Here is a 22721-nt window from a genome sequence, read left to right as displayed (position 1 = left end):
TCTGTGCCGTTGACGCGCCTTGTTGACGTATCGCCTTTGCGAAAAGGTGACTTGAGCGGGGCGCCCGGCAACGGGGGCTCAGCCGAGGAGCTGGTCGAGCTCCACGTGCTCCAGGCCGTGCGCCTCGGCCACCTCGCGGTAAACGACCTTTCCGTCATGGGTGTTGAGTCCCCTGGCCAGCGCGGCGTCGCGGCGCAGCGCCTCCGCCCAGCCCTTGTCGGCGAGTTCGACGATGTAGGGCAGGGTGGCGTTGGTGAGCGCGTAGGTGGAGGTGTTGGGGACCGCGCCGGGCATGTTGGCGACGCAGTAGAAGACCGAGTTGTGGACCTGGAAGGTCGGCTCGGCGTGGGTGGTCGGCCGGGAGTCCTCGAAGCAGCCGCCCTGGTCGATCGCGATGTCGACAAGGACACTTCCGGGCTTCATGCGGGACACCAGCTCGTTGGTGACCAGCTTCGGGGCCTTGGCGCCCGGGATGAGGACGGCGCCGATGACGAGGTCGGCCTCGAGGCAGGCCTTCTCCAGCTCGAAGGCGTTGGAGACGACGGTCTGGATCTTCGTACCGAAGATCTTGTCGGCTTCCTTGAGCTTGTTGATGTCCTTGTCGAGCAGGGTCACGTGGAAGCCCATGCCGATGGCGATCTGCGCCGCGTTCCAGCCGGAGACACCACCGCCGATGACGACCGCCCTGGCGGCCAGCACGCCGGGGACACCACCGGGCAGGACGCCGCGGCCGCCGTTGGCGCGCATCAGGTGGTAGGCGCCGACCTGCGGGGCCAGCCGGCCCGCGACCTCGGACATGGGCGCGAGCAGCGGCAGCGCGCGGCTCGGGAGCTCGACGGTCTCGTACGCGATCGCGGTCGTCCCGGACTCCAGCAGGGCGTCCGTGCACTCCTTGGACGCGGCCAGGTGCAGGTAGGTGAAGAGCGTCTGGTCCTTGCGGAGGCGGTGGTACTCCTCGGCGATGGGCTCCTTGACCTTCAGCAGCAGGTCGGCGGTGGCCCACACCTCGTCGGCCGTCCCGAGGATCTCGGCACCGGCGGCCACGTACTCCTCGTCGGTGATCGACGAGCCGACGCCGGCGTTTCGCTCGACGACGACCTGGTGGCCGTGGCGCACCAGCTCGTGCACACCGGCGGGGGTGATGGCCACCCGGAACTCGTTGTTCTTGACCTCGCGGGGGATGCCGACCTTCACGTCGATCACGGTCCTTGGCTCAGAGGGTGTGGTGGGCACAGCAATACATACCCGGATACAAGGGGTACACCGGGATACACCGCAGGAGAAGGTGCGGCAGAGCCAGTCTAATGAAGGTGTTCCCGCTGTCCAGCCTTTCAATGCATCAATCTTCAGCGGGTGTACTACGGATTTCGCAGGTGTTAGGGCTGTGTTCCAGCCGTTTCCTGGTCCGGCTCCCTCTCCTGGGGCTCCTCTTCCAGGAGACGCTCGGCCGCGCCGCGGTGCAGCCGGGCGGCCGTCGGATCGCCGAGGTGGTCCAGGGTGTCGGCCAGCCGCAGCCGCACCGCCGCCTGCAGCCGGGTGTCCTCGGCACGCCGCGCCCACTCCAGCGCCTCCTCGCAGGTGCGCAGCGACTCCTCGGGCCGGCCCGCGTACTCCTGGACCCGCGCCAGCTCGCTCAACGCCCGCGCGCAGGCGGCCACATCGCCGTTCTTGCGGTGTCCGGCCACCGCAGCCCGCCAGGCCCGCTGCGCCTCGCCGTAGCGGCCCGCGTAGGTGTGCGCGGTGGCGATCCGGCCGTACAGCCGGGCCGCGTCCGCGCGCTCGTCGCGGGCCAGGCGCTGGGCGAGGGCCCGGCCGAACCAGTCGGCGGCCCGGTCGTAGTCCCCCAGCTCCAGATGCGCACCGCCCACGGATTCCATCGCGCGGCCGGTCGCGTACGGGTCGTTCGCCTCCCGTCCGGCGTCCAGAGCCGCCCGATAGCGCACCAGTGCCTCCGCCGTGCGCCCGGTGCGGGCGTCGACGTCCGCCAGGTTCAGCAGGGCGGCGGCCCGCTCCCGGGGCAGGTCGCGGCGCTCGGCCACGTCGAGGACGAGCTGGTGGATGCCGTAGAGGTCGGGCGCGGCGGCCTGGGTGCCGAAGTGCGCGACCATCGCCCGGACCAGCTGGGACATCAGCCGGCGGGCCAGCGTGTCCAGCTCGCCGTCCCCGACGGCCGCCCGGGCGGCGGCCAGCAGGGCGGGCCTGCGGCGGCTCAGCCAGTCGGCGGCGTCGCGCTGGGTGGGGAAGCGCAGGGCGCGGGGCGTCTCCTGGAGCTTCTCGCGGGCCTGCGGGTTCTCCGGCTCGGTCACGGCCCGGCAGGACTGCAGCAGCCGTACCGTCCGCTCCAGCATGCGGGCGCGGGCCAGCCGGAGCTCGGCCGGGCGTTCGTGGGTCTCGGCGGCGGCGCGCAGCAGGGGGTGCAGACAGCCGGGGACCTCGTACTCGGGCAGCGGGGAGTCGACGGCCCGCAGCAGGCCGAGGGCGGTGAGGTCGTCCAGGGTGGTGCGGGCGGCGCTCACCGAGCAGCCAGCGAGCGCGGAGGCGGTGTGCGGGTCGACCAGTCCGGCCGGGGCGAGGGAGAGCAGGCGCAGGGTGCGGGCGGCGGGGGCGGGCAGGGTGGCGTGGACGAGCCCGAAGACGCGGCTGAGCGGGGTGCCCTCGTCGCCTTCGGCGTGCAGTTGCTTGGCGAGGTCGGAGACGGCCGCCTGGGGACGGGCGGCGAGCCAGCCGCCCGCCAGGATCAGCGCGGCGGGATGGCCCTGGCAGGCCTCGGCCAGGCCCTCGGCGGCGCGCGGGTCGACGGTGATACGGACGGAGCCGGTGTAGCGGGTGAGGAGTTCCAGGGCGGACTTGGTGTCCAGGCCGCCCAGGGTGCAGGGGCGGACGTCCGAGATGCCGGTGAGGGGGCCCGCGGAGACGGCGACGAGCAGACACTCCGGGGTGTCCGGCAGCAGCGCGTCGACCTGGTCGGCGCCGGCCGCGTCGTCCAGCAGGATCAGCGCCCGCCGGTCGGCGAGGGCCGCGCGCAGGGTGGCCGCGAGCTCGTCCTCGTCGGCGCCGGCCGGGGCGGGCGCGTCCAGGGCGGTGAGCAGTTCGCGCGCGGCGCGCTCGACGGGGACGGGGGTGCCGTCGGGTTCGGCGAGGCGGGCGCGCAGAACACCGTCGCGGTAGCGGCCGGCGACCTGTCGTACGAGTTCCTCGGCGAGCGCCGTGCGCCCGGAGCCGGGCCGGCCGGCGATGAGGAGCACGCGGGCGCGGGGCGCCTTCTTCCCGGTCAGAGTGTCCAGGCCGGTGCGTTCGATGTCGGCGCGCAGTTCCTTCAACTCCCGGGTACGGCCCAGGAATCGGCCCGGTGTCGCAGCGTGTCCGGACAGCTGCACGCCGCCTGTGTCCACTGCCTGATCCGTCACGGGCCACACTCCCGTCCCACGCGCACGCCGGCCCGCCGGGACTCCGGTTCGGGCGCTTCCAGAGCCTAGTTCACGCTCTGCGACGTCCCGGGCGGAGGACGGCGGGCACGGCCGGGACATCCCCCGATCGGATCAGGTGATCGTCACACCGCGCAGGGCGAGAAGGACCTCACGCCTCGAACGGGCGGGCCGGCCAGGGCGCCTCCGCCGGACGCAGCGCGTCGATGCCGTCCCCGGCCCGCGCGGCGACCAGCGACAGCACACCCACCACGAGGCAGTTGTTGTGCACATCGCCGGCGAGCACGGCCCGGACGAGCTCGGCGACGGGCACGCGCGCGTGCTCCATGTCGGCCTCCTCGTCCTCCACCTCGAAGCGCTGCCCGTCCGCCTCGGACAGCCCCTGGGCGAGGAAGATCCGTACGGACTCGTCACAGCCGCCCGGAGTCGTGTACACGTCGGTCAGCACCCGCCAGTCCTCGGCCTTGACGTGCGCCTCCTCGTACAGCTCGCGCTGGGCGGCGCGCAGCGGGTTCTCACCGGGCACGTCGAGCAGGCCGGCCGGGATCTCCCACAGCTTGTGCCGCACGGGGTGGCGGTACTGCTTGATGAGCAGGACCCGGTCCTCGTCGTCGAGCGCGAGGACGGCCACGGAACCCGGGTGGACCTGGTAATCGCGGCGGACCACCGAGCCGTTGGGCATGACCACCTCATCAGTGCGCACGGAGGTCTTGTTGCCCGCGAAGGGGGTCTCCGTGGAACGGATCTCCCAGGCCTCGGGGGTGTCCTTGATCGTCATTGCCCTTGCCGTCCTTCCACCTGCACGAACGAAAACCGGGGTGCCCACCGTTGAAGGTATGCACCCCGGCCACCGTACAAGCTGGTGTGTTACTCGGAATTCTGCCGCGTGCCCTCGGCCCGCTGACGCTCTACGGCCGCCTTCACCAGGCCCGCGAAGAGCGGGTGCGGACGCGTCGGCCGCGAGCGCAGCTCGGGGTGGGCCTGCGTGGCGACCAGGTAGGGATGGACGTCACGCGGGTACTCGACGTACTCGACGAGCTTGCCGTCCGGGGAAGTGCCGGAGAACAGGATGCCCGCCTTCTTCTCCAGCTCGGCGCGGTAGGCGTTGTTCACCTCGTACCGGTGACGGTGCCGCTCCTCGACGTACTCCTTGCCGTCGTACACCTCGCGGACGATCGAACCTTCCGCCAGCTTGGCCGGGTACATGCCCAGGCGCATCGTTCCTCCCATGTCGCCCTCGCCCGCGACGATGTCGAGCTGCTCGGCCATGGTGGAGATGACGGGGTGGGAGGTGGCCGGGTCGAACTCGGTGGAGTTGGCGTCGCCGATGTCGGCGAGGTTGCGGGCCGCCTCGATCACGATGCACTGCAGGCCCAGGCAGAGACCGAGGAGCGGGATCCTGTTCTCGCGGGCGTAGCGGATCGCGCCGACCTTGCCGAGCACACCGCGGTCACCGAAGCCGCCCGGGATGCAGATGCCGTCCACGTCGGCGAGCTGCGCCTTGGCCCCGGCCGGGGTCTTGCAGTCGTCCGAGGTGACCCACTTGATCTTCACACGGGCCTTGTTGGCGAAGCCGCCGGCGCGCAGCGCCTCGGTGACCGACAGGTAGGCGTCGGGCAGGTCGATGTACTTGCCGACCAGGGCGAGGGTGATCTCGTGGTCGGGGTTGTGGACGCGGTCGAGCAGGTCGTCCCACGTCGTCCAGTCCACGTCACGGAACGGCAGGTCCAGCTTGCGCACGACATACGCGTCCAGGCCCTCGCCGTGCACGGTCTTCGGGATGTCGTAGATCGACCGGGCGTCGGGGCAGGCGACCACGGCGGCCTCGTCCACGTCGCACATCAGCGAGATCTTGCGCTTGATCGCGGTCGGCACCTCGCGGTCGCAGCGCAGCACGATCGCGTCCGGCTGGATACCGATGTTGCGCAGGGCGGCCACGGAGTGCTGGGTGGGCTTGGTCTTCAGCTCGCCGGACGGCCCGATGTAGGGCAGGAGCGAGATGTGCACCACGAAGACGTTGTCCCGGCCGACCTCGTGCCGGACCTGGCGGACGGTCTCCAGGAAGGGCAGCGACTCGATGTCACCGACCGTGCCGCCGACCTCGGTGATCACCACGTCGACCTCGTCCGTCGCCATCCGGCGGATGCGGTGCTTGATCTCGTTGGTGATGTGCGGGATGACCTGCACGGTGTCGCCCAGGTACTCGCCCCGGCGCTCCTTGGCGATCACCGTCGAGTAGACCTGACCGGTGGTGACGTTCGCGGAGCCGTCGAGGTCGCGGTCGAGGAAGCGCTCGTAGTGGCCGATGTCCAGGTCGGTCTCGGCGCCGTCGTTGGTGACGAACACCTCACCGTGCTGGAAGGGGTTCATCGTGCCCGGGTCGACGTTCAGATACGGGTCGAGCTTCTGCATCACGACGCGCAGACCCCGTGCCTTGAGCAGCATGCCGAGGCTGGAGGCCGTCAGACCCTTGCCGAGCGAGGAGGCGACACCCCCGGTGACGAAGATGTGCTTGGTCGTCGTGGATTTCGGCAACATGGCCAAGAGGGGGCTCCCGTGGTCGCGGTCTGGGGTCGCTGCGGTTCGGGGGTTTCGAGCCCTCCGGTCCACGGGCTACCAGGGTATCAGCGCCTCGGGGAGATGGCTTCCGGCCACGCTCCGCGCACGCGCGGACACCCGACGCACCTGCCGCGAGAGCCAGGCAGACTTCTCTTACGGGCTTCTCACCGATGGCTCACCCGTTCGGCGTACCCGCGTTGCCCGGAGCGACACACAGATCTTCTACGTGCGTCGTATCCTGCTCGGACACTCGCTGCCGAGCCCGGCCGGACAGACGGCACACCCCAGCCCGTATCCACCGGAACAACGAGAGCTCGACAGTTCGTTGAGCAACAATTGGCGTTTTGCCCATACGGCGGAGCGACTGCTTTGCTTCATCGCTCAACGACGCATTACATCGACCCCCTTGACCGCACTAGCGACAGCCCCCGTTCGCGTGGGGGTGACGTGGCCGTTCGACTGGAGTTGCACGTGGCCGGGCGCATCGAAGACTACGCACTCATCGGAGACATGCAGACCGCTGCCCTGGTCTGCCGTGACGGGACAGTGGACTGGCTGTGCCTGCCCCGCTTCGACTCGCACGCGATCTTCGCCGGTCTGCTGGGCACCGAGGAACACGGATTCTGGCGCCTCGGCCCCGCGCACGCCTCCGACGCACCGCCGCCGCGCGCGGCCCGCCGCACCTACCGCGGCGACTCCCTGATCCTCGAATCCGAGTGGGACACCCCGCGCGGCACGGTCCGCGTGACCGATTTCATGCCGCCTCGTGACGGCGCGCCCCAGCTGATCCGCATCGTCGAGGGCGTCTCGGGCCGCGTCCCCATGCGTTCCACCCTGCGGATGCGCTTCTCCTACGGCCGTGTGGTCCCGTGGGTGCACAAGCACGAGGGGCGCACCGTCGCCGTCGCGGGCCCCGACTCGGTGTGGTTCGACACCACCGCGGAGACCTACGGAAAGTCGCTGACGACGTACGCGGACTTCACGGTCGCCCCCGGTGACCGCATCGCGTTCACGATCTCCTGGGAGCCCTCGCACAAGCAGCCGCCGGCCCTGCCGGAGCCGGAGCAGGCACTGGAGGCGACGGAGGAGTTCTGGCGCGAGTGGGTCGAGCACTGCACGTACCACGGCCCCTACCGCGAGGCGGTGATCCGCTCGCTGATCACCCTCAAGGCGCTGACCTACGCCCCCACCGGCGGCATCGTGGCGGCCCCCACCACCTCCCTCCCCGAGGACATCGGCGGCGTCCGCAACTGGGACTACCGCTACACCTGGCTGCGCGACGCCGCGATCACCCTGTCCTCGCTGCTGCGCACCGGCTACCGCGAGGAGGCCCGCGCCTGGCGCGAGTGGCTGCTGCGCGCGGTCGCCGGCGACCCCGAGAACCTGCAGATCATGTACGGCATCGCGGGCGAGCGCGAGCTGGGCGAGGCCGAGCTGGACTGGCTGCCGGGCTACGAGAACTCCGCCCCGGTGCGCGTCGGCAACGGTGCGGCGCACCAGCTCCAGCTGGACGTGTACGGCGAGGTCACCGAGGCCCTGCACCTCGGCCACATGACCGGCCTGGCCCGCAACGACTACGCCTCCCTCCTCCAGCTGAAGCTGATCCGCTACCTGGAGAAGCACTGGGACACGCCGGACGAGGGCATCTGGGAGGTGCGCGGCCCGCGCCGCCACTTCGTGCACTCCAAGGTCATGGCCTGGGTCGCCGTCGACCGCACCATCAAGCTGATCGAGTCCGGCGACGCGGACGGCCCGCTGGAGCGGTGGCGCGAACTGCGCGACGACATCCACCGGGACGTGTGCGAGAAGGGCTACGACAAGGAGCGCAACACGTTCACCCAGTCCTACGGCTCCAAGGAGCTGGACGCCTCGCTGCTGCTCATCCCCCAGATGGGATTCCTGCCGCCCGACGACAAGCGCGTCATCGGCACCATCGAGGCGATCCAGCGCGAGCTGTCCACCCCGGACGGCTTCATCCTGCGCTACCCGACCTCGGGCGACAACGAGGGCGTCGACGGCCTCCCCGGCGACGAGGGCGCCTTCCTGGCCTGTTCGTTCTGGATGGCGGACGACCTGGCGATGATCGGCCGGGTCGACGAGGCCCGCAAGCTCTTCGAGAAGCTGCTGTCCCTGCGCAACGACCTGGGTCTGCTCGCCGAGGAGTGGGACCCGCGTCTCAAGCGCCAGGTGGGCAACTTCCCGCAGGCCTTCAGCCACGTGCCCCTGATCGACACGGCCCTGCGCCTGACGGCGTCCGGGGCGTACGGCGGCTGAACCGTTCAGGCTCGGCGGGCGGGCGGGCCCGGCCGGGCCCGCCCAGGTGTGTGGTGAAAGTAGCGTCGTCCTGCCCCGCCGGGCAGGCGGGACTTTCACCACACGTCCTAGGCTGGGAGGATCAGCCCCTGCACGGAAGGGGGCGCCTCATGGCCTCCCCGTCGAAGGCGGGCGCGGCACTCGCCGCGTTCCGCGAGGATCTGGTCGGCGACGTGTTCGCCCAGGGAGACGTGGGCTACGACGAGGCCCGTACCGTCTTCAACGCCATGATCGACCGGCGCCCGGCGGTGATCGCCCAGTGCGTGGACGAGGCCGACGTCGTCCGCACGGTCCGCTTCGCCCGTGACCTCGACCTGAAGATCGCGGTGCGCGGCGGCGGGCACAGCGTGGCGGGCCAGGCACTCGGGGACGGCGCCGTGGTGGTCGATCTGCGGCACATGCGGGCGGTCACCGTCGATCCGGCGGCCGAGGCGGTACGGGTCGCGGGCGGTGCGACGATGAGCGACCTGGACCGCGCCTGCGAGCCGTTCCGTCTCGCCACGACCGGCGGCCGGGCCTCCACCACCGGTGTCGGCGGCTTCGTCCTGGGCGGCGGCTCGGGCTGGCTGGACCGCTGCTGCGGCCTGGCGGTCGACAACCTGCTCGGCGTCGAACTGGTCACCGCCGACGGCGAGCGGGTGCACGCGAGCGCCGACGAACACCCCGACCTGTTCTGGGCCCTGCACGGCGGCGGCGGCAACTTCGGCATCGCCACCGCGCTCACCCTGAAGCTGTACGAGCTGCCCGAGTTCTCCATCGCACTGGTGCTGTACCTCCCGGAGTACGGCCGCGAGGTCGTGCGCACCTACCGCGACGTGATCGAGGCGGCCCCCGTCGAGGCGAGCGGCGCGGTCCTCTACCTCACTGGCCCGCCCGACGAGTTCGTACCGTCCCACCTGGTCGGCAAGCGGCTGAGCGGCGCGCTGCTGACGTACGCCGGCACCGAGGAGGACATGCGCAAGCTCGCCCAGCCGCTGCTGGCCCTGCCGCACGAGACGGAGATCGTCGGGGCGATGCCGTACGCGGACGTCCAGTGCATGATCGACGATCCGCCCGGGATGCGGAACTACTGGTCGGCGGAGTATCTGACCGGCGCGCCCGACGACTTCGTGGACGCCTACTGCGCGCTCGGGGACTCCATGCCCGTACCGACGGGCACCCAGCACCTGCTGTGGCCGCAGGGCGGCGCGGTGGCCGACGGGCCGCACGAGTATCCGGTGCCGTACCGGGACGCCGCCTGGGCGGTGCACCCCTTCGGGATCTGGGCGGACCCGGCGGACGACGAGCGCTGCGTCCAGTGGGTGCGGGACGTCCGCGCCGATGTGCGCCCGTGGAGCACCGGGGACGTGTACCTGAACTTCATCGGCGACGAGGGCACCGAGCGGGTGGTGGCGGGCCTCGGCACGGAGAACACCCGCCGTCTCGCGGACGTGAAACGGCGGTACGACCCGGACAACGTCTTCCGCTTCAACCACAACATCAGGCCGGCCTGAGGCACCGTCGGCCGCCCGCTCCCCGGAGAGATGTCGCCGACGCGTTTTCGCAGGTAGCGTCCGCTGCATGGACAGCCGCCCGGATCACCGTCCCGACAGCCAGGCCGCCGGTATCACCGTGCGGCGGGCGCTGGAGCTGCCCGGCCTGCGCAGCGGGCTGCCCGAGATCCTCGCGGGCGCCGACCGGCTGGGGCGGACCGTGCGCTGGGTGCACGCCGGTGAGGTCCCGCACATCGCCTCGCTGCTCAAGGGCGGCGAACTGCTGCTGACCACGGGCTACGGCCTCGGCACCCGCCCGGCCGAGCAGCGGGTGTTCGTGCGGACCCTGGCCGACCGGGGCATCGCGGCCCTGGTGATCGAACTGGGCCCGCGCTTCACCCGGCTGCCCGCGGCCCTGGTGGAGACGGCGAGGGCGACCGGCCTCCCGCTGGTCCAACTGCACCGCGAGGTTCCGTTCGTGACGGTCACCGAGGAGATCCACACCGAGATCGTCAACGGCCACTACGCCCTGCTCCAGCGCGCGGAGGAAGTGCACCGCCGCTGCACGGAGGCCCTGCTGGGCGGCGGCGGAATCCCTCAGGTCCTGGGCATCCTGGCCGACTTCAGCGGCAACCCGGTGTTCCTGGAGACGACGGACGGCAGGCTCCTGTACACCGCCGGGGAGGGACCGCAGGGGGCGGATCCGCTCCAGGTGTGGGAGGGGCTGCGCGGCCCGCGCAAGGACGCGCCGCCGCCCGCCGGTTCGGTGCTGGTGGACGTGCCCGGGGGCGGCCCCGGGACGGGTTCGGTCCGCGCCCGGCTCGCCCTCCTGCCCGTGCGCGCCCCGCTCGCACCGGTGCACCGCATCGCCGCCGAGCGGGCGGCCGGGATCCTGGCCCTGGTGCTGATGCAGGCCCGTCAGGAGGAGGAGCTGGCCGCGCGCGGCCGGGGCGACTTCCTGACCGACCTCGCCGAGGGCCGCATCACGGCGGAGGACGCTCCGGCGCAGGCGCGCGTGCTCGGCTTCAAGCCCGGTGCCGGCCCCCTGCTGCCGGTCGTGATGCGGCTCGGCGACGTCCCCCCGCTTTCGGCTTCGCTCGAGCGGGGGGACTCCCCTGCTCCCGGCGGGGGCTGGGCGGTGCTCGCGCGGGCGGTCGCTGAGGAGCTGGCGTCGGTGGGCGTTCCGGTGCTGTTGGGCGTACGGCCGGTGGAGGGCCGGGTTCCGCTGCTGCTGGGCCTGCGGTCGGACTCGGAGCGCCAAGCGGTCGCGGACCGGGTCGCGGCGGCCATGCGGGCCGGGGCGGAACGGGCCGGAATGCGGCGGCCGGGCGCCCCGCCGCCGGTCGTGGTGGTCGGCGCCGCGGGCGGCTGGACGGCGGCCTCCGCGGGGCTGCGGCACGCGGCGGAGACGGCGACCGCCGCACAGGGCCTTTCGGACCGCCCCTGGTACGACGCCCGCCGCCTGGACATCGACCTGCTGCTGTGGCGCCTGCGCGACCACCCGGACCTGGGGGCCTTCGTGGACCGGGCCATCGGTCCCGTCCGCGATCACGACCGCCGCTCCAAGCCGCCCCTGCTGCCCACCCTGGAGACCTACCTGGCCCACGCGGGCCGCAAGGCGGAGACGGCCCGCGAGCTGCACCTCAACCGCCAGACGCTCTACAACCGCCTCGCCCGCATCGGCGAGCTGCTGGGCACCGACCTGGACGACCCGCAGACGGTCCTGGCGCTCAGCCTGGCCCTGCGCGCGCGCAGACTCCTGCCGTGAGCCGGCTCAGATCATCGGCCGGGGCTGCGTCAGCTCGTCGTAGACGCTGAGGACCTGTGCGACGGTCTCGTCCTCGGTGGGCCAGGTGGCCGCCTGACGGGTGCCCAGCTCCCGCAGCCGCTCGCACCGCCCGGGATCGTCGAGCAGGCGTACGACGGCGTCGGCGAAGGCCTCGGCGTCATCGGCCGGAACGAGTTCGGCGGCGTCGCCGACGAGTTCACGGACTCCGCCGGCCACGGCTGCGACGAGCGGCACGCGCGCGTGGAGCGCCTCCTGCGCCAGCACCGACCGGGCCTCGTCGCCGCCCGGCAGCAGCGCGAGGTCGGCGGCGGCGAGCAGGTACCCGACGTCGTCCCGTCGCCCCAGCAGCCGCACCGGCAGCTCCTCGTCCTCGATCCGGCGCTGGAGGGCCGGGCGCAGCGGCCCTTCCCCGGCGATGACGACCAGCGGCACCGGATCCAGCCGGCGCCACGCGCGCGTGGCGTCCAGCAGCAGGTCGTAGCCCCGGTGCCGGTCCAGTGATCCGACGGCGATGAGCAACGGACGGCCGGTCGCGCCGAGGTCGGCCCGCACCTTGGGACGCGGCTGATCGGCGTCCTCGTGCCCCTCGCTCCGCCCGGGCCCGGGCAGGGCCACACCGGCGAGCCGCGCGTCCCGGGCCCCGGTCCGGCGCGCCCGGTCGACCAGGTCGGAGGTGGTGCCCAGCACGACGGCGGCCGCCTTGGCCACGCGCCGCTCCAGCAGCCGCAGCAGATGGGCTCGGGCGCCTTCGGCGCGCGCCCGGTTGTGCCAGGTGACGACGAGCGGGGTGCGGCGGCCGCTGAGTGCGAGGACGGCCCGGAAGGAGGCGTGCAGCCCGTGGGCGTGGACCAGGTCGGCGTCCGTGCAGGCCGCCCGCAGCGCCCCCACCGAGCCCGGGTCGCTGCTGCGCGGCACGTGCACGTGTTCAGCGCCGGCACCCGTGAAGTCGTAGAGGCTTTCGGCCTCGGCGGGGGCGCACACCGTCACCCGCACGCCCCGCGCGACGAGCCCCGCGGCCAGGGAGCGCACGTGTGCGCTGCTGCCGGCGTTGCCGCCGCCCAGCACCTGCACGGTGCGCAGCGACGACTGGCCGTGCGGTGAGTGGCTGCTCACGTGGCCGGGGCTCCTGGTTCGGCGTCGGACGGTCACGAAGGAACGTACTGAGGGACCGGGCGGAGGGGTGTACCGCTCGGCTTCCTCCACGTAGTACGCCCAAGGATGCCAGCACGTACGGGTGTTCCGGGCCGCCCGGACCCGGGGTACGCGGCGACACGGCCGCACAGGTCACCCACACGAGTGAACGAACCCAGGGTTCCGTTCGATTAAGTCCTCTGCACGAACACCCGATACGTCCCTTACGCGCCCGCCTGGGACGCCCCTACGCGTCCGCCCGAGCCGTCGCCAGCAGTTCCTCCGCGTGTGCCCGGGCCGTCTCCGAGTCCTCCTGGCCGGCGAGCATCCGGGACAGCTCCCGGATCCGCTCCTCGCCCTCCAGGACCTTCACACCGGACCGGGTGACCGATCCGTCGTTGGTCTTCTCGACCAGCAGCTGCCGGTCGGCGAAGGCGGCGACCTGCGGGAGGTGGGTGACGACCACGACCTGCGCGCTCTTCGCGAGCTTCGCGAGCCGCCGCCCGATCTCGACGGCGGCCTTGCCGCCCACACCCGCGTCGACCTCGTCGAAGAGGTACGTCGGCACGGGATCCGTCCCCGCGAACACGACCTCCACGGCGAGCATCACGCGCGACAGCTCACCACCGGAGGCGCCCTTGGCGATGGGCCGGGGCGGCGCCCCCGGATGTGGCGCGAGCAGCAGTTCGACCTCGTCGGCACCGGACGGCCCGTAGGCGACCGTACGCCCGCCGACCTCGACGCCCTCGGGATCCTCGGTCTGCCGGATGGCGAACGACACACGCGCGTGCGGCATGGCCAGCGAGGCCAGCTCCGCGGTCACCGCCGCCGCGAACCTCTCGGCGGCCTCCGTGCGCGCGTCCGTCAGTGCCTGCGCGAGCCCGCCCAGTTCGGTCCTGAGCGCGTCCCGCTCGGCGGTCAGCTCGTCGATCCGCTCGTCGTCGCCGTCCAGTTCGGTGAGCCGCGCGGCGCTCTGCTCGGCCCACGCCAGCACGGCGTTCACGTCCGGGCCGTACTTGCGGGTCAGCGCGGTGAGCGCGGCCCGCCGCTCCTCGACCGCCGCCAGCCGCAGCGGATCGGCGTCCAGGTCGTCGGCGTACCCGGCGAGCTCCCCCGCCACGTCGCCCAGCAGGATCCCGATCTCACCGATGCGGTCGGCGAGCCCGGCGAGCTGCGGGTCGTAGGCCCTGACGGCCTCCAGGGCCCGCTGTGCGCCCGCCACAAGGGTTGCGGCGTCGATGCCCTCGGGATCCTCCGGATTGCCCGCCAGAGCGCCGTGCGCGGCCGTGGCGGCCGACGACAGCGCCTCCGCGTGCCCGAGCCGCCCCGCCTCCTCCGCGAGCTCCACGTCCTCCCCGGCGCGCGGCTCGACGCCGGCGACCTCGTCGAGCCCGTAGCGCAGCATGTCGGCCTCCTGGGCCCGCTCACGCGCGCGCGTGACGATCTCGTCCAGCTCGACGGCCACGGCCCGCAGCCGCCGGTAGGCCTCGGTGTACTTGGCGAGCGGCACGGCGACGGCGTCGCCCGCGTACCGGTCGAGCGCCTGCCGCTGCCGGGAGAGCTTCAGCAGCCCCTGCTGGTCGGTCTGCCCGTGCACGGCGACCAGCTCGTCGGCCAGCTCCGCGAGCACGCCCACGGGCACGCTCCGCCCGCCGACATGCGCCCGCGACCGCCCCTCGGCGGAAACGGTACGGCTGATGAGCAACGCCCCGTCGTCGAGCTCGGCGCCGGCCTCCTCGGCCCGTACGAGCACCGAGGCGTCCGAGGGCACGGCGATCCGCCCCTCCACGACCGCCCGCTCGGCGCCGATCCGCACGAGCGCGGCATCTGCGCGTCCGCCCAGCAGCAGCCCGAGGCTGGTGACCACCATGGTCTTGCCCGCACCCGTCTCACCGGTGACGGCGGTGAAGCCGGGCGACAGCTCGACGACAGCGTCGTCGATGACTCCGAGCGACCGTATCCGCATCTCCTCCAACACGGGGAAGACCTTACGAGGTCGGACGGAGAAAGCGCGAGGCACCCTGTCACCCGGCCGAGTGGACGTCCCTAGTGCCGAGCCCCCCGCCACCCGGAAACGGGCAGCGCGAACTTCGCCACCAGCCGATCGGTGAACGAGGCATGGTGCAGTCGAGCCAGCCGCACCGGCACCGCCCCCCGCCGCACCTCCACCCGAGCCCCCGGCGGCAACTCGAAGGTCCGCCGCCCGTCACACCACAGCACCCCCGGCGGGATATGAGGCAGCAACTCCACCGCGAGCACGGAGTTCGGCGAGGTCACCAACGGCTTCGCGAACAGCGCGTGCGCACTGATCGGCACCATCAACAACGCCTCGACCTCGGGCCACACCACGGGCCCACCGGCGGAGAAGGCATACGCCGTGGACCCGGTCGGCGTGGACAGGACGATCCCGTCGCACCCGAACCCCGTCACCGGCCGCCCGTCGATCTCCAGCACGACTTCCAGCAGCTTCTCGGCGCCGGCCTTCTGCACCGCCGCCTCGTTCAGCGCCCAGTCCGTGTGCACGATGTCCCCGTTGCGATGCACGACGACATCGACGGTCATCCGCTCCTCGACCTCGTACGCCTTGGACACCACCCGGTCCACGACCTTGTCGAGATCGTCGCGCTCGGCCTCCGCGAGGAAGCCGACGCTCCCGAGGTTGACGCCGAGCATCGGCACCCCGGACGCCCGCGCGAACTCCGCGCCCCGCAGCAGCGTCCCGTCACCGCCGAGGACGATGAGCAGCTCGCACCCCTCCAGGCACTGCGGGGTGGCCTCGGAGACCAGTTCCACCTCGTCCGGCAGAGGCAGGTCGGCCGCCTCGTACTCCAGGACGCGCACTCCGATGCCCTCGCGCAGCAGCCCCTTCACCACCAGTTCCGCGCTGCGGATCGCGGCGGGCCGGCCCGTGTGGGCGAGCAGGAAAACAGTACGAGCTCGGTTCGGTGTCAACGCGGCCCCTCCGCAACTGCACGGTCGACGTCGGCCGGGTCCAGGGCGGGCGCCCCGGCCCGGAGCCACAGAAAATACTCGACATTGCCCGAGGGCCCGGGCAGCGGGCTGGCGGTGACACCCTTCACCCCGAGCCCCAGGTCCCACGCCTTCCCGGCGACGCCGCGCACCGCCTCGGCCCGCAGCTGGGGACTGCGTACGACGCCCCCGCTGCCGAGCCGTTCCTTCCCCACCTCGAACTGCGGCTTGACCATCATCACCAGGTCCGCGTCCGGCTCGGTGCACCGCGCGAGGGCCGGCAGCACCAGCCCCAGCGGAATGAAGGACAAGTCCCCCACGACAAGATCCACAGGCTCCCCATCGATCGCTTCAAGCGTCAACTCGCGTACGTTCGTACGGTCCTTGACGGTGACGCGTTCATCGCTCCGAAGAGACCAGGCGAGTTGCCCGTATCCGACGTCCACGGCGACGACGTGCGCGGCCCCCGCCCGCAGCAGCACGTCCGTGAACCCCCCGGTGGAGGCCCCCGCGTCCAGCGCCCGCCGCCCCCCGACGACGAGCCCCTGCGGCACGAACACCTCGAGCGCGCCGGCGAGCTTGTGCCCGCCCCGCGACACGTAGTCGGGGTCGTTGTCGTCGGCGGCGACGACGATCGCGGCCGCCGTCTCCACCTGCGTGGCCGGCTTGGTCGCGACGGTCCTGCCCACGCTGACCCGCCCGGCGGCGATCAGCTGCCCGGCGTGCTCGCGCGAGCGCGCAAGCTTCCGGCGGACCAGCTCCGCGTCCAGACGGCGACGTGCGACTCCTGCCACGTTCGGTTCAGCTCCTAGTGCCATACGACGGTGAAGGCGTCCTCGTGTCGTACGACGGTGAGGGCGCCGGAGGCCCCGGGCGGGCGTCGAGCGCGGTGAGCGCGTCGCGCAAGCCCCGGTGTACATCCTCGTACACCTCGAGGTGTCCGTCCGTGGCGAGGTGGTCGGCGTCGGCGAGCCGGTCCAGCCAGGCGTCGACCTCGGCGTTGCCGGTGGGGATGCGGGGGACGGCGAGCGGGGCGGGCCCGGCGGGATCGTACTCGGGTTCGCCCACCGAGTCCTGCGCGCCCTCGCTCTCCGGCACTGTGTCGCTCATGCGCAGACGCTACCCCGAACCCCTGCGGTACCGTCGATCACGATGGCCACGATTGAGGAGTGCCGTGCGGCACTCGAGAAGCTCTCGGACAACATGCAGAGCGCCGAAGGGGACGTCCGTACGGCCGCGGCCCTGGACCGTTCGGTGAGCTGCTGGATCACCGACCTGGACGTCACGTTCGTCGGCCGGATGACGGACGGCCGGATCGTGGTCCGGGACACCCTGCAGGGCCCTCCTCCGGAGAAGGCCCAGATCAGGCTGACCATGACCGGCGACGACCTGGTCGCGCTGGTCGACGGCGAGCTGCACTTCGCGAAGGCGTGGGGTTCGGGGCGGGTGAAGCTGGAGGCGAGTCTGCGGGACCTGTTCCAGCTCAGGAAACTTCTGTAGCGACCGCTTCGACCGCCCGCTCGGCCGCCGTCCGTGCCTTCCGCGCGGCCGGCACCACCAGCGGCGTCCCCGTCTCGGGGTCGTCGATGACCTGGCAGCGCAGCCCGAAGACCTCCTCGACCAGCCCGGCCGTGACGACGTCGTTCGGCGCGCCCTGCGCGATGACCCGGCCGCCCTTCAGCGCGATGAGGTGGGTGGCGTACCGGGCCGCGTGGTTGAGGTCGTGCAGGACGGCGACGAGCGTGCGGCCCTGCTCCTCGTGCAGTTCGGCGCACAGGTCGAGGACGTCGATCTGGTGCTGGATGTCGAGGTAGGTCGTCGGCTCGTCGAGCAGCAGCAGCGGGGTCTGCTGGGCGAGGGCCATCGCGATCCAGACGCGCTGGCGCTGGCCGCCGGACAACTCGTCGACGTACCGGTCGGCGAGCTCGGCCACCCCCGTCTGCGCCATGGACTCCTGCACGACCCGCTCGTCCTGCGCCGACCACTGCCGCAGGATCCCCTGGTGCGGATAGCGGCCCCGGCCCACCAGATCGGCGACGGTGATCCCGTCCGGTGCGATGGACGACTGCGGCAGCAGGCCCAGGGTGCGCGCCACCTTCTTCGCCGGCATCGACTGGATGACCTGCCCGTCGAGCAGCACCCGCCCCTGCGACGGCTTCAGCATCCGCGACAACGCCCGCAACAGCGTCGACTTGCCGCACGCGTTGGGACCGACGATCACGGTGAAGGAGTTGTCGGGTATCTCCACCGACAGTTGCTCGGCGATGATCCGCTGGTCGTAGGCGAGGGTGACGTTCTCGGCGGACAGGCGGTTCACGGTGCTCCTTCGGTTGTTCTGATCGGCCGAGCGGCCGTGGTGGTCGGCTGCGCCGCTCATATCCGGCCCGCCTTGCGTTCGGTGACGAGCAGCCACAGCAGGTACACCCCGCCCAGCACCCCGGTGACCACGCCGACGGGCAGCTGTCCGTCGCCGAAGAGCCGCTGCGAGACCCAGTCGGCGGTGACCAGGAGGGCGGCGCCCATGCACAGGGACGGCAGGAGGTTCGGCCCGGGCGAGCGGGTCAGGCGCCGGGCGAGCTGCGGCGCGGTGAGCGCCACGAAGCTGACGGGGCCCGCGGCGGCGGTGGCGGCCGCGGTGAGCAGGACGGCGGAGACCATCAGAACCAGCCGTACGCGCTCCACCCGCACCCCGAGCGCGTGGGAGACGTCGTCGCCCATCTCCATCATCCGCAGCCCGCGCGCGTTGCCGAGGGCGAGCGGTACGAACACGCAGACCAGGACGAGCAGCGGCCAGACCTGCTTCCAGTCCCGCCCGTCGAGGGTCCCGGTCATCCATACGACGGCCCGGGCCGCGTCGACGAAGTCGGCCTTGGTGATCAGATACCCGTTGACCGCGGTCGCCACGGCCGACACGCCGATGCCGACGAGCACCAGCCGGTAGCCGTGCACGCCCCGCCGCCACGCCAGCAGATAGATGGCGGCCCCGGTCACCAGCCCGCCCACCAGCGCCCCGAGGGTGACCTGGGTGGTGCTCCCGGAGAACAGCACGATCATCACAAGCGCGCCGGCCGTGGCCCCCTGGCCGAGCCCGAGCACGTCCGGGCTGCCCAGCGGATTGCGCGACACGGCCTGGAACAGCGCGCCGCCCAGCCCCAGGGAGGCCCCGACCAACAACCCGACCAGGACCCGTGGCAACCGCAGCTCGTTGACGATCAGTTCCTGACCGGGGTTCCCCTCGCCGAACAGCGTCCTCACCACGTCGCCGGCCGAGATCGGGAAGTCTCCGGTGCCGATCAGCACGACACTCGCGGCGAACGCGGCGAGCAGCAACAGCACCACGACGACCAGGGCCCGCACGTCCAGCCGCACCGACAGCCCGCCCGGCGTGCGCAGCGCACGGGGCCCGCTGCCGGGGGCGGTCTTGTCCTCGTCCACCGTCTTCACAGCTGGGCCGTCCTCCGCCGTCGTACGAGAATGATGAAGACCGGCCCGCCGATGATCGCGGTGATGACGCCGACCTGGACCTCCGACGGGCGGGCGACGACCCGGCCGATGACATCGGAACCCAGCAGCAGCACCGGCGACAGGATCGCCGCGTACGGCATGATCCAGCGCAGGTCGGGGCCGGTGAAGGAGCGGACGATGTGCGGGACCATCAGCCCGACGAACACGATCGGCCCACAGGCGGCTGTCGCGGCCCCGCACAGCACGGTCGCGGCGAGCATGGCCAGCGCCCGGGTGCGGTTGAGGTGGGCGCCGAGCGCCCTGGCCGTGTCCTCGCCCATCTCCACGGCGTTCAGCGGCCGGGCGAGCGCGAGCGCGAGGACCGTGCCGACGACCAGGAAGGGCAGCACCTGCCGGATCGTCTCGTCGGTCGCCGAGGACAGCGAACCAACCGTCCAGAAGCGCATCCGGGCGAGCGCCGCGTCATCCATGATCATCACGGCCTGGAGATAGCCGTACAACGCGGCACTGATCGCGGTACCGGCGAGCGCGAGCCGCACGGGCGTGGCCCCCCGGCTGCCGCCCAGGAACCAGACCAGCCCGCCGACCGCGGCCGCCCCGGAGAAGGCGAACCACACATAACCGGTCAGGCTCGTCACACCGAGGAACGTGATCGCGGTGACGACGGCCGCCGAGGCCCCCGCGTTGATGCCGAGCAGTCCCGGGTCGGCCAGCGGGTTGCGCGTCAGGGCCTGGAGCACGGCTCCCGACAGCCCCAGCGCGGCACCGACCAGCAGTCCGAGCACGGTCCTCGACAACCGCTCGTCGACGACGACGTCCGCGTACGTCCCCGAGTCCTCGAACAGCCCGTGCCAGACCTGGGCCACGGACAACTCCTTGGCCCCGACGGCGATGCTCGCCACCGCCACCGCGGCCAGGACGGCCACGGCGACGAGCAGTCCGACCGAACGGATCGCCCGGCGGGTTGGGGGCGCGGGGGCGATCTCCGCGCGCTGTTCGGGAACACTGTCGACCAACACGCAGTTAGGTTAGCCTACCCTGCTAAGCAGGTCAGCGCCCCGGGGGCCGCCTCACAGACCCAGCCGCGCCAGCGCCTTCCCCCCGTCCAGCTCGCAACTCCCGTCTCCCGCCGCCGTCCAGGCCGCCGCGCACAACGCCCGCAACCCGTCCAGCGTTTCGCCCTCCCCGTCCAGCTCCAGCCGTTCGCCACCCGCCGTCGCCGTCCAACCGCCGCACCGGAACCCGTCCCCGGCCACGCTGACCACCGGCTGCCCGGTGAGCAGCCCCCGCAGGTCGGCATCCACGTACGTCGGCCGGTGCTGCGGCGGCGCGGCCAGCAGCTGCGCTCCGTCCGTCACACCGGTGAGGACGAGCAGCGAGTCCACCTCCCCGTTGAACGCCCCCTCGATGTCGGTGTCCAGCCGGTCCCCGACGACCAACGGCCGCTCAGCGCCCGTCCGCAGGATCGTCTCCCGGTGCATCGGAGGCAACGGCTTCCCCGCGACCTGCGGCTCGGCACCGGTGGCAATCCGCACGACCTCCACCGCCGCCCCGTTCCCCGGCGCGATTCCCCGCCCGCTCGGAATCGTCAGGTCGGTGTTGGACGCGAACCACGGCACTCCGCGCGCGACGGCGTACGAAGCCTCCGCGAACCGCCCCCACGGCAGATCCGGCCCGCCGTACCCCTGCACCACGGCCGCCGGATCGTCGTCCGCCGACTCCACCGGCGTCAGCCCCCGCTCCCGCAGCGCCACCCGCAGCCCCTCACCACCGATCACCAGCACCCGCGCTCCCGCCGGCACCTGCTCACTGATCAGCCGCGCGACCGCCTGCGCCGAGGTGACGACCTCCGCGGCCCCCGTCGGTATCCCCAGCTCGGTGAGGTGCCCGGCCACCGTGTCCGGCGTCCGCAGCGCGTTGTTGGTGACGTACGCGAGACGCATCCCGCCCGCACGAGCCGCGGCCAGCGACTCGACGGCGTGCACGATCGCACTGCCACCCGCGTACACCACCCCGTCCAGGTCGAGCAGCGCCGTGTCGTACGCCTCGCTCAGGGCCTGCCCACTGCCCTCGGGCCTCGTCCTGACGCTCGGGCTCATTCCACATCGCTCCTCAGCTCGATCCGCTCTCCCCCGATCATCGCGCATGCCCCTGACACCGGTACGCACCCAGGTGCGAGCCGTACGATGCCGGGATGAACACAGCAGGTCACCCTGAGGCAACGGCGCCCCGAGGCCTGGAACTCACCCCGTTCCGAGGCCTGCGCTACGACCCCGACCGGGTCGGCAGTCTCGCCGCCGTCACCTCCCCGCCGTACGACGTCGTCGTCCGCCCCGACGGCCTGCACCAGCTCCAGGACGCGGACCCCTACAACATCGTCCGCCTGATCCTCCCTCAGGCCACCACCCCCAGCGCCCGCAACGAACAGGCCGCCGACGCGCTGCGCCGCTGGCTCGCCGAGGGCGTCCTGACGGCCGACCCCGAGCCCGCGCTGTACGTCTACGAGCAGCGGCACGCCGACGGCATGCTCCAGCGCGGCCTCATCGGCACCCTGCGCGTCTCCGAGCCGTCGGAAGGGGTCGTCCTCCCCCACGAGGACGTCATCGCGCCCGTCGTCGCGGAACGCGCGGCCCTGATGCGCGCCACCTACGCGAACCTCGAGCCCCTCCTCCTCACCTACCGCGGGAACGGCACGGCGGCGGAGATCGTGGAGCGCACCGCAGAGCGCCCGCCGCTCCTGGCCACCACCACGGAGGACGGCTTCAGGCACCGTCTGTGGGCGATCACCGACCCCGCCGACCAGGCCCGGGTCCAGGCGGACCTCACCCATCACCAAGCCCTGATCGCCGACGGCCACCACCGCTGGGCCACCTACCGCCGGCTCCGCGCCGAGCACCCCTCCCCCAGCCCCTGGGATCACGGCCTGGTCCTCCTGGTCGACACGGCCCGCTACCCCCTGCGCGTCCGCGCCATCCACCGCCTCCTGCACGGCCTGCCGGTGGCGCACGCCCTGGCCGCCGCCGAGGGTCTGTTCCGGGTGCGGCACCTGGAGGTCCCCCTCCCGGAGGCCCTGGAGGCCCTCGCGGACTCCGCCTGCGCCGGCAACGCGTTCCTGCTGGCCGGCGACGGCGCCTTCCACCTCCTCGACCGCCCGGACCCAGCTCTCCTGGACCGTACGATCCCCCGGGACCGCCCGCAGGCCTGGCGCACCCTGGACGCGACCGTCCTGCACACCGCGCTCCTCGACCACGTGTGGCACATCCCCGAGGACGACCCGACCCGCATCGCCTACATCCACGACACGGCCGCCACCGTGCGAAAGGCGGAACGCAGCGGCGCCACGGCGGTCCTGCTCCACCCCGTCCGCGAGGAGGTCGTCCGCGACCTCGCCCGCCAGGGCGTCACCATGCCCCGCAAGTCGACGTCCTTCGGCCCCAAACCGGCCTCCGGCCTGGTCCTGCGCGCACTGGACCTGTGAACGCCAACAGGGGCGGGGGGGGGGGGGGGGCGGGGGGGGCGCCCGGGCCCCGCCCCCCCCCCCCCCCCCCCCCCCCCCCGGGGGGGGGGGGGCGGGGGGCGGCGGGGGCGTGGTGGGCG

The 22721-nt window shown here is 72.5% G+C and carries 18 protein-coding genes; 5 read left to right on the top strand and 13 right to left on the bottom strand.

Annotated elements, in window-relative coordinates; genetic code table 11:
* Positions 1 to 78: 78 nt before the first annotated feature.
* From ald to ACIBVL_RS26385, 4 genes are all read right to left on the bottom strand, one after another.
* A complete protein-coding gene (ald, locus tag ACIBVL_RS26400) occupies positions 79 to 1203 on the bottom strand; it encodes an alanine dehydrogenase (RefSeq protein WP_399100468.1) in 1125 nt (374 codons plus the stop codon).
* Positions 1204 to 1376: 173 nt separating this feature from the next.
* Entirely contained in the window at positions 1377 to 3407 is a 2031-nt protein-coding gene (locus tag ACIBVL_RS26395) for a tetratricopeptide repeat protein (RefSeq protein ID WP_399100466.1), read from the bottom strand.
* Between the two features lie 169 nt (positions 3408 to 3576).
* Positions 3577 to 4203, bottom strand: coding sequence for an NUDIX domain-containing protein (locus tag ACIBVL_RS26390; RefSeq protein ID WP_399100464.1), 627 nt, complete (start codon positions 4201 to 4203; stop codon positions 3577 to 3579).
* A gap of 89 nt (positions 4204 to 4292) precedes the next feature.
* Entirely contained in the window at positions 4293 to 5963 is a 1671-nt protein-coding gene (locus ACIBVL_RS26385) for a CTP synthase (protein WP_399100462.1), read from the bottom strand.
* Between the two features lie 492 nt (positions 5964 to 6455).
* Between ACIBVL_RS26385 and ACIBVL_RS26380 the strand changes: the two genes are divergently transcribed.
* The 3 genes from ACIBVL_RS26380 (at position 6456) to ACIBVL_RS26370 (ending at position 11537) form a co-directional block, all read left to right on the top strand.
* Positions 6456 to 8258: a glycoside hydrolase family 15 protein gene (locus ACIBVL_RS26380; protein ID WP_399101221.1), complete on the top strand. Its 1803-nt coding sequence runs from the start codon at positions 6456 to 6458 to the stop codon at positions 8256 to 8258.
* Positions 8259 to 8407: 149 nt separating this feature from the next.
* Positions 8408 to 9790, top strand: coding sequence for an FAD-binding oxidoreductase (locus ACIBVL_RS26375; RefSeq protein WP_399100460.1), 1383 nt, complete (start codon positions 8408 to 8410; stop codon positions 9788 to 9790).
* Between the two features lie 67 nt (positions 9791 to 9857).
* A complete protein-coding gene (locus ACIBVL_RS26370; protein WP_399100457.1) occupies positions 9858 to 11537 on the top strand; it encodes a PucR family transcriptional regulator in 1680 nt (559 codons plus the stop codon).
* A 6-nt stretch (positions 11538 to 11543) separates the two neighbouring features.
* Here the strand turns inward: ACIBVL_RS26370 and ACIBVL_RS26365 are convergent, their stop codons facing one another.
* From ACIBVL_RS26365 to ACIBVL_RS26345, 5 genes are all read right to left on the bottom strand, one after another.
* A complete protein-coding gene (locus ACIBVL_RS26365) occupies positions 11544 to 12671 on the bottom strand; it encodes a glycosyltransferase family 4 protein (RefSeq protein WP_399100455.1) in 1128 nt (375 codons plus the stop codon).
* Positions 12672 to 12936: 265 nt separating this feature from the next.
* Positions 12937 to 14655: a DNA repair protein RecN gene (gene recN / locus ACIBVL_RS26360; RefSeq protein WP_399101219.1), complete on the bottom strand. Its 1719-nt coding sequence runs from the start codon at positions 14653 to 14655 to the stop codon at positions 12937 to 12939.
* Between the two features lie 80 nt (positions 14656 to 14735).
* Positions 14736 to 15641 carry an NAD kinase gene (locus ACIBVL_RS26355; protein ID WP_399100453.1) on the bottom strand — a complete coding sequence of 302 codons (906 nt, stop codon included), beginning with the start codon at positions 15639 to 15641 and terminating at the stop codon, positions 14736 to 14738.
* The gene (locus ACIBVL_RS26350; RefSeq protein ID WP_399100451.1) at positions 15638 to 16453 is read right to left on the bottom strand and encodes a TlyA family RNA methyltransferase; all 816 of its coding nucleotides are present in this window, start codon (positions 16451 to 16453) and stop codon (positions 15638 to 15640) included. Before ACIBVL_RS26350 ends, ACIBVL_RS26355 begins: the two co-directional genes overlap by 4 nt.
* 7 nt (positions 16454 to 16460) lie before the next feature.
* Positions 16461 to 16769, bottom strand: a complete 309-nt coding sequence (locus tag ACIBVL_RS26345; RefSeq protein WP_399100449.1) for a hypothetical protein — start codon at positions 16767 to 16769, stop codon at positions 16461 to 16463.
* A gap of 42 nt (positions 16770 to 16811) precedes the next feature.
* Here ACIBVL_RS26345 and ACIBVL_RS26340 point away from each other — a divergent pair, with 42 nt between their 5' ends.
* Entirely contained in the window at positions 16812 to 17159 is a 348-nt protein-coding gene (locus ACIBVL_RS26340; protein WP_399100447.1) for an SCP2 sterol-binding domain-containing protein, read from the top strand.
* Here ACIBVL_RS26340 and ACIBVL_RS26335 read toward each other — a convergent pair.
* The 4 genes from ACIBVL_RS26335 to ACIBVL_RS26320 are packed head-to-tail and all read right to left on the bottom strand — an operon-like array spanning position 17143 to position 21223.
* Positions 17143 to 18036 (bottom strand): ABC transporter ATP-binding protein, encoded by an 894-nt coding sequence (locus ACIBVL_RS26335; protein ID WP_399100444.1) that lies wholly within the window; start codon positions 18034 to 18036, stop codon positions 17143 to 17145. The two genes, ACIBVL_RS26340 and ACIBVL_RS26335, sit on opposite strands and share 17 nt — an antisense overlap.
* Positions 18033 to 19103: a FecCD family ABC transporter permease gene (locus ACIBVL_RS26330; RefSeq protein WP_399100442.1), complete on the bottom strand. Its 1071-nt coding sequence runs from the start codon at positions 19101 to 19103 to the stop codon at positions 18033 to 18035. The genes ACIBVL_RS26335 and ACIBVL_RS26330 overlap by 4 nt, the downstream gene beginning before the upstream one ends.
* Positions 19100 to 20143: a FecCD family ABC transporter permease gene (locus ACIBVL_RS26325; RefSeq protein ID WP_399100440.1), complete on the bottom strand. Its 1044-nt coding sequence runs from the start codon at positions 20141 to 20143 to the stop codon at positions 19100 to 19102. Before ACIBVL_RS26325 ends, ACIBVL_RS26330 begins: the two co-directional genes overlap by 4 nt.
* A 51-nt stretch (positions 20144 to 20194) precedes the next feature.
* The gene (locus ACIBVL_RS26320) at positions 20195 to 21223 is read right to left on the bottom strand and encodes an HAD hydrolase-like protein (RefSeq protein ID WP_399100438.1); all 1029 of its coding nucleotides are present in this window, start codon (positions 21221 to 21223) and stop codon (positions 20195 to 20197) included.
* 95 nt (positions 21224 to 21318) lie between these two features.
* Between ACIBVL_RS26320 and ACIBVL_RS26315 the strand changes: the two genes are divergently transcribed.
* On the top strand, positions 21319 to 22602 hold the full coding sequence (locus ACIBVL_RS26315) for a DUF1015 domain-containing protein (RefSeq protein WP_399100436.1): 1284 nt from the start codon (positions 21319 to 21321) through the stop codon (positions 22600 to 22602).
* Positions 22603 to 22721: the final 119 nt, after the last annotated feature.

Origin of the sequence: Streptomyces sp. NPDC049687 (assembly GCF_044465285.1) — a bacterium.
Taxonomy (GTDB): domain Bacteria; phylum Actinomycetota; class Actinomycetes; order Streptomycetales; family Streptomycetaceae; genus Streptomyces.
Note: the sequence above shows the minus strand (reverse complement) of the source record. Positions and strands in the feature narration are given on the sequence as shown.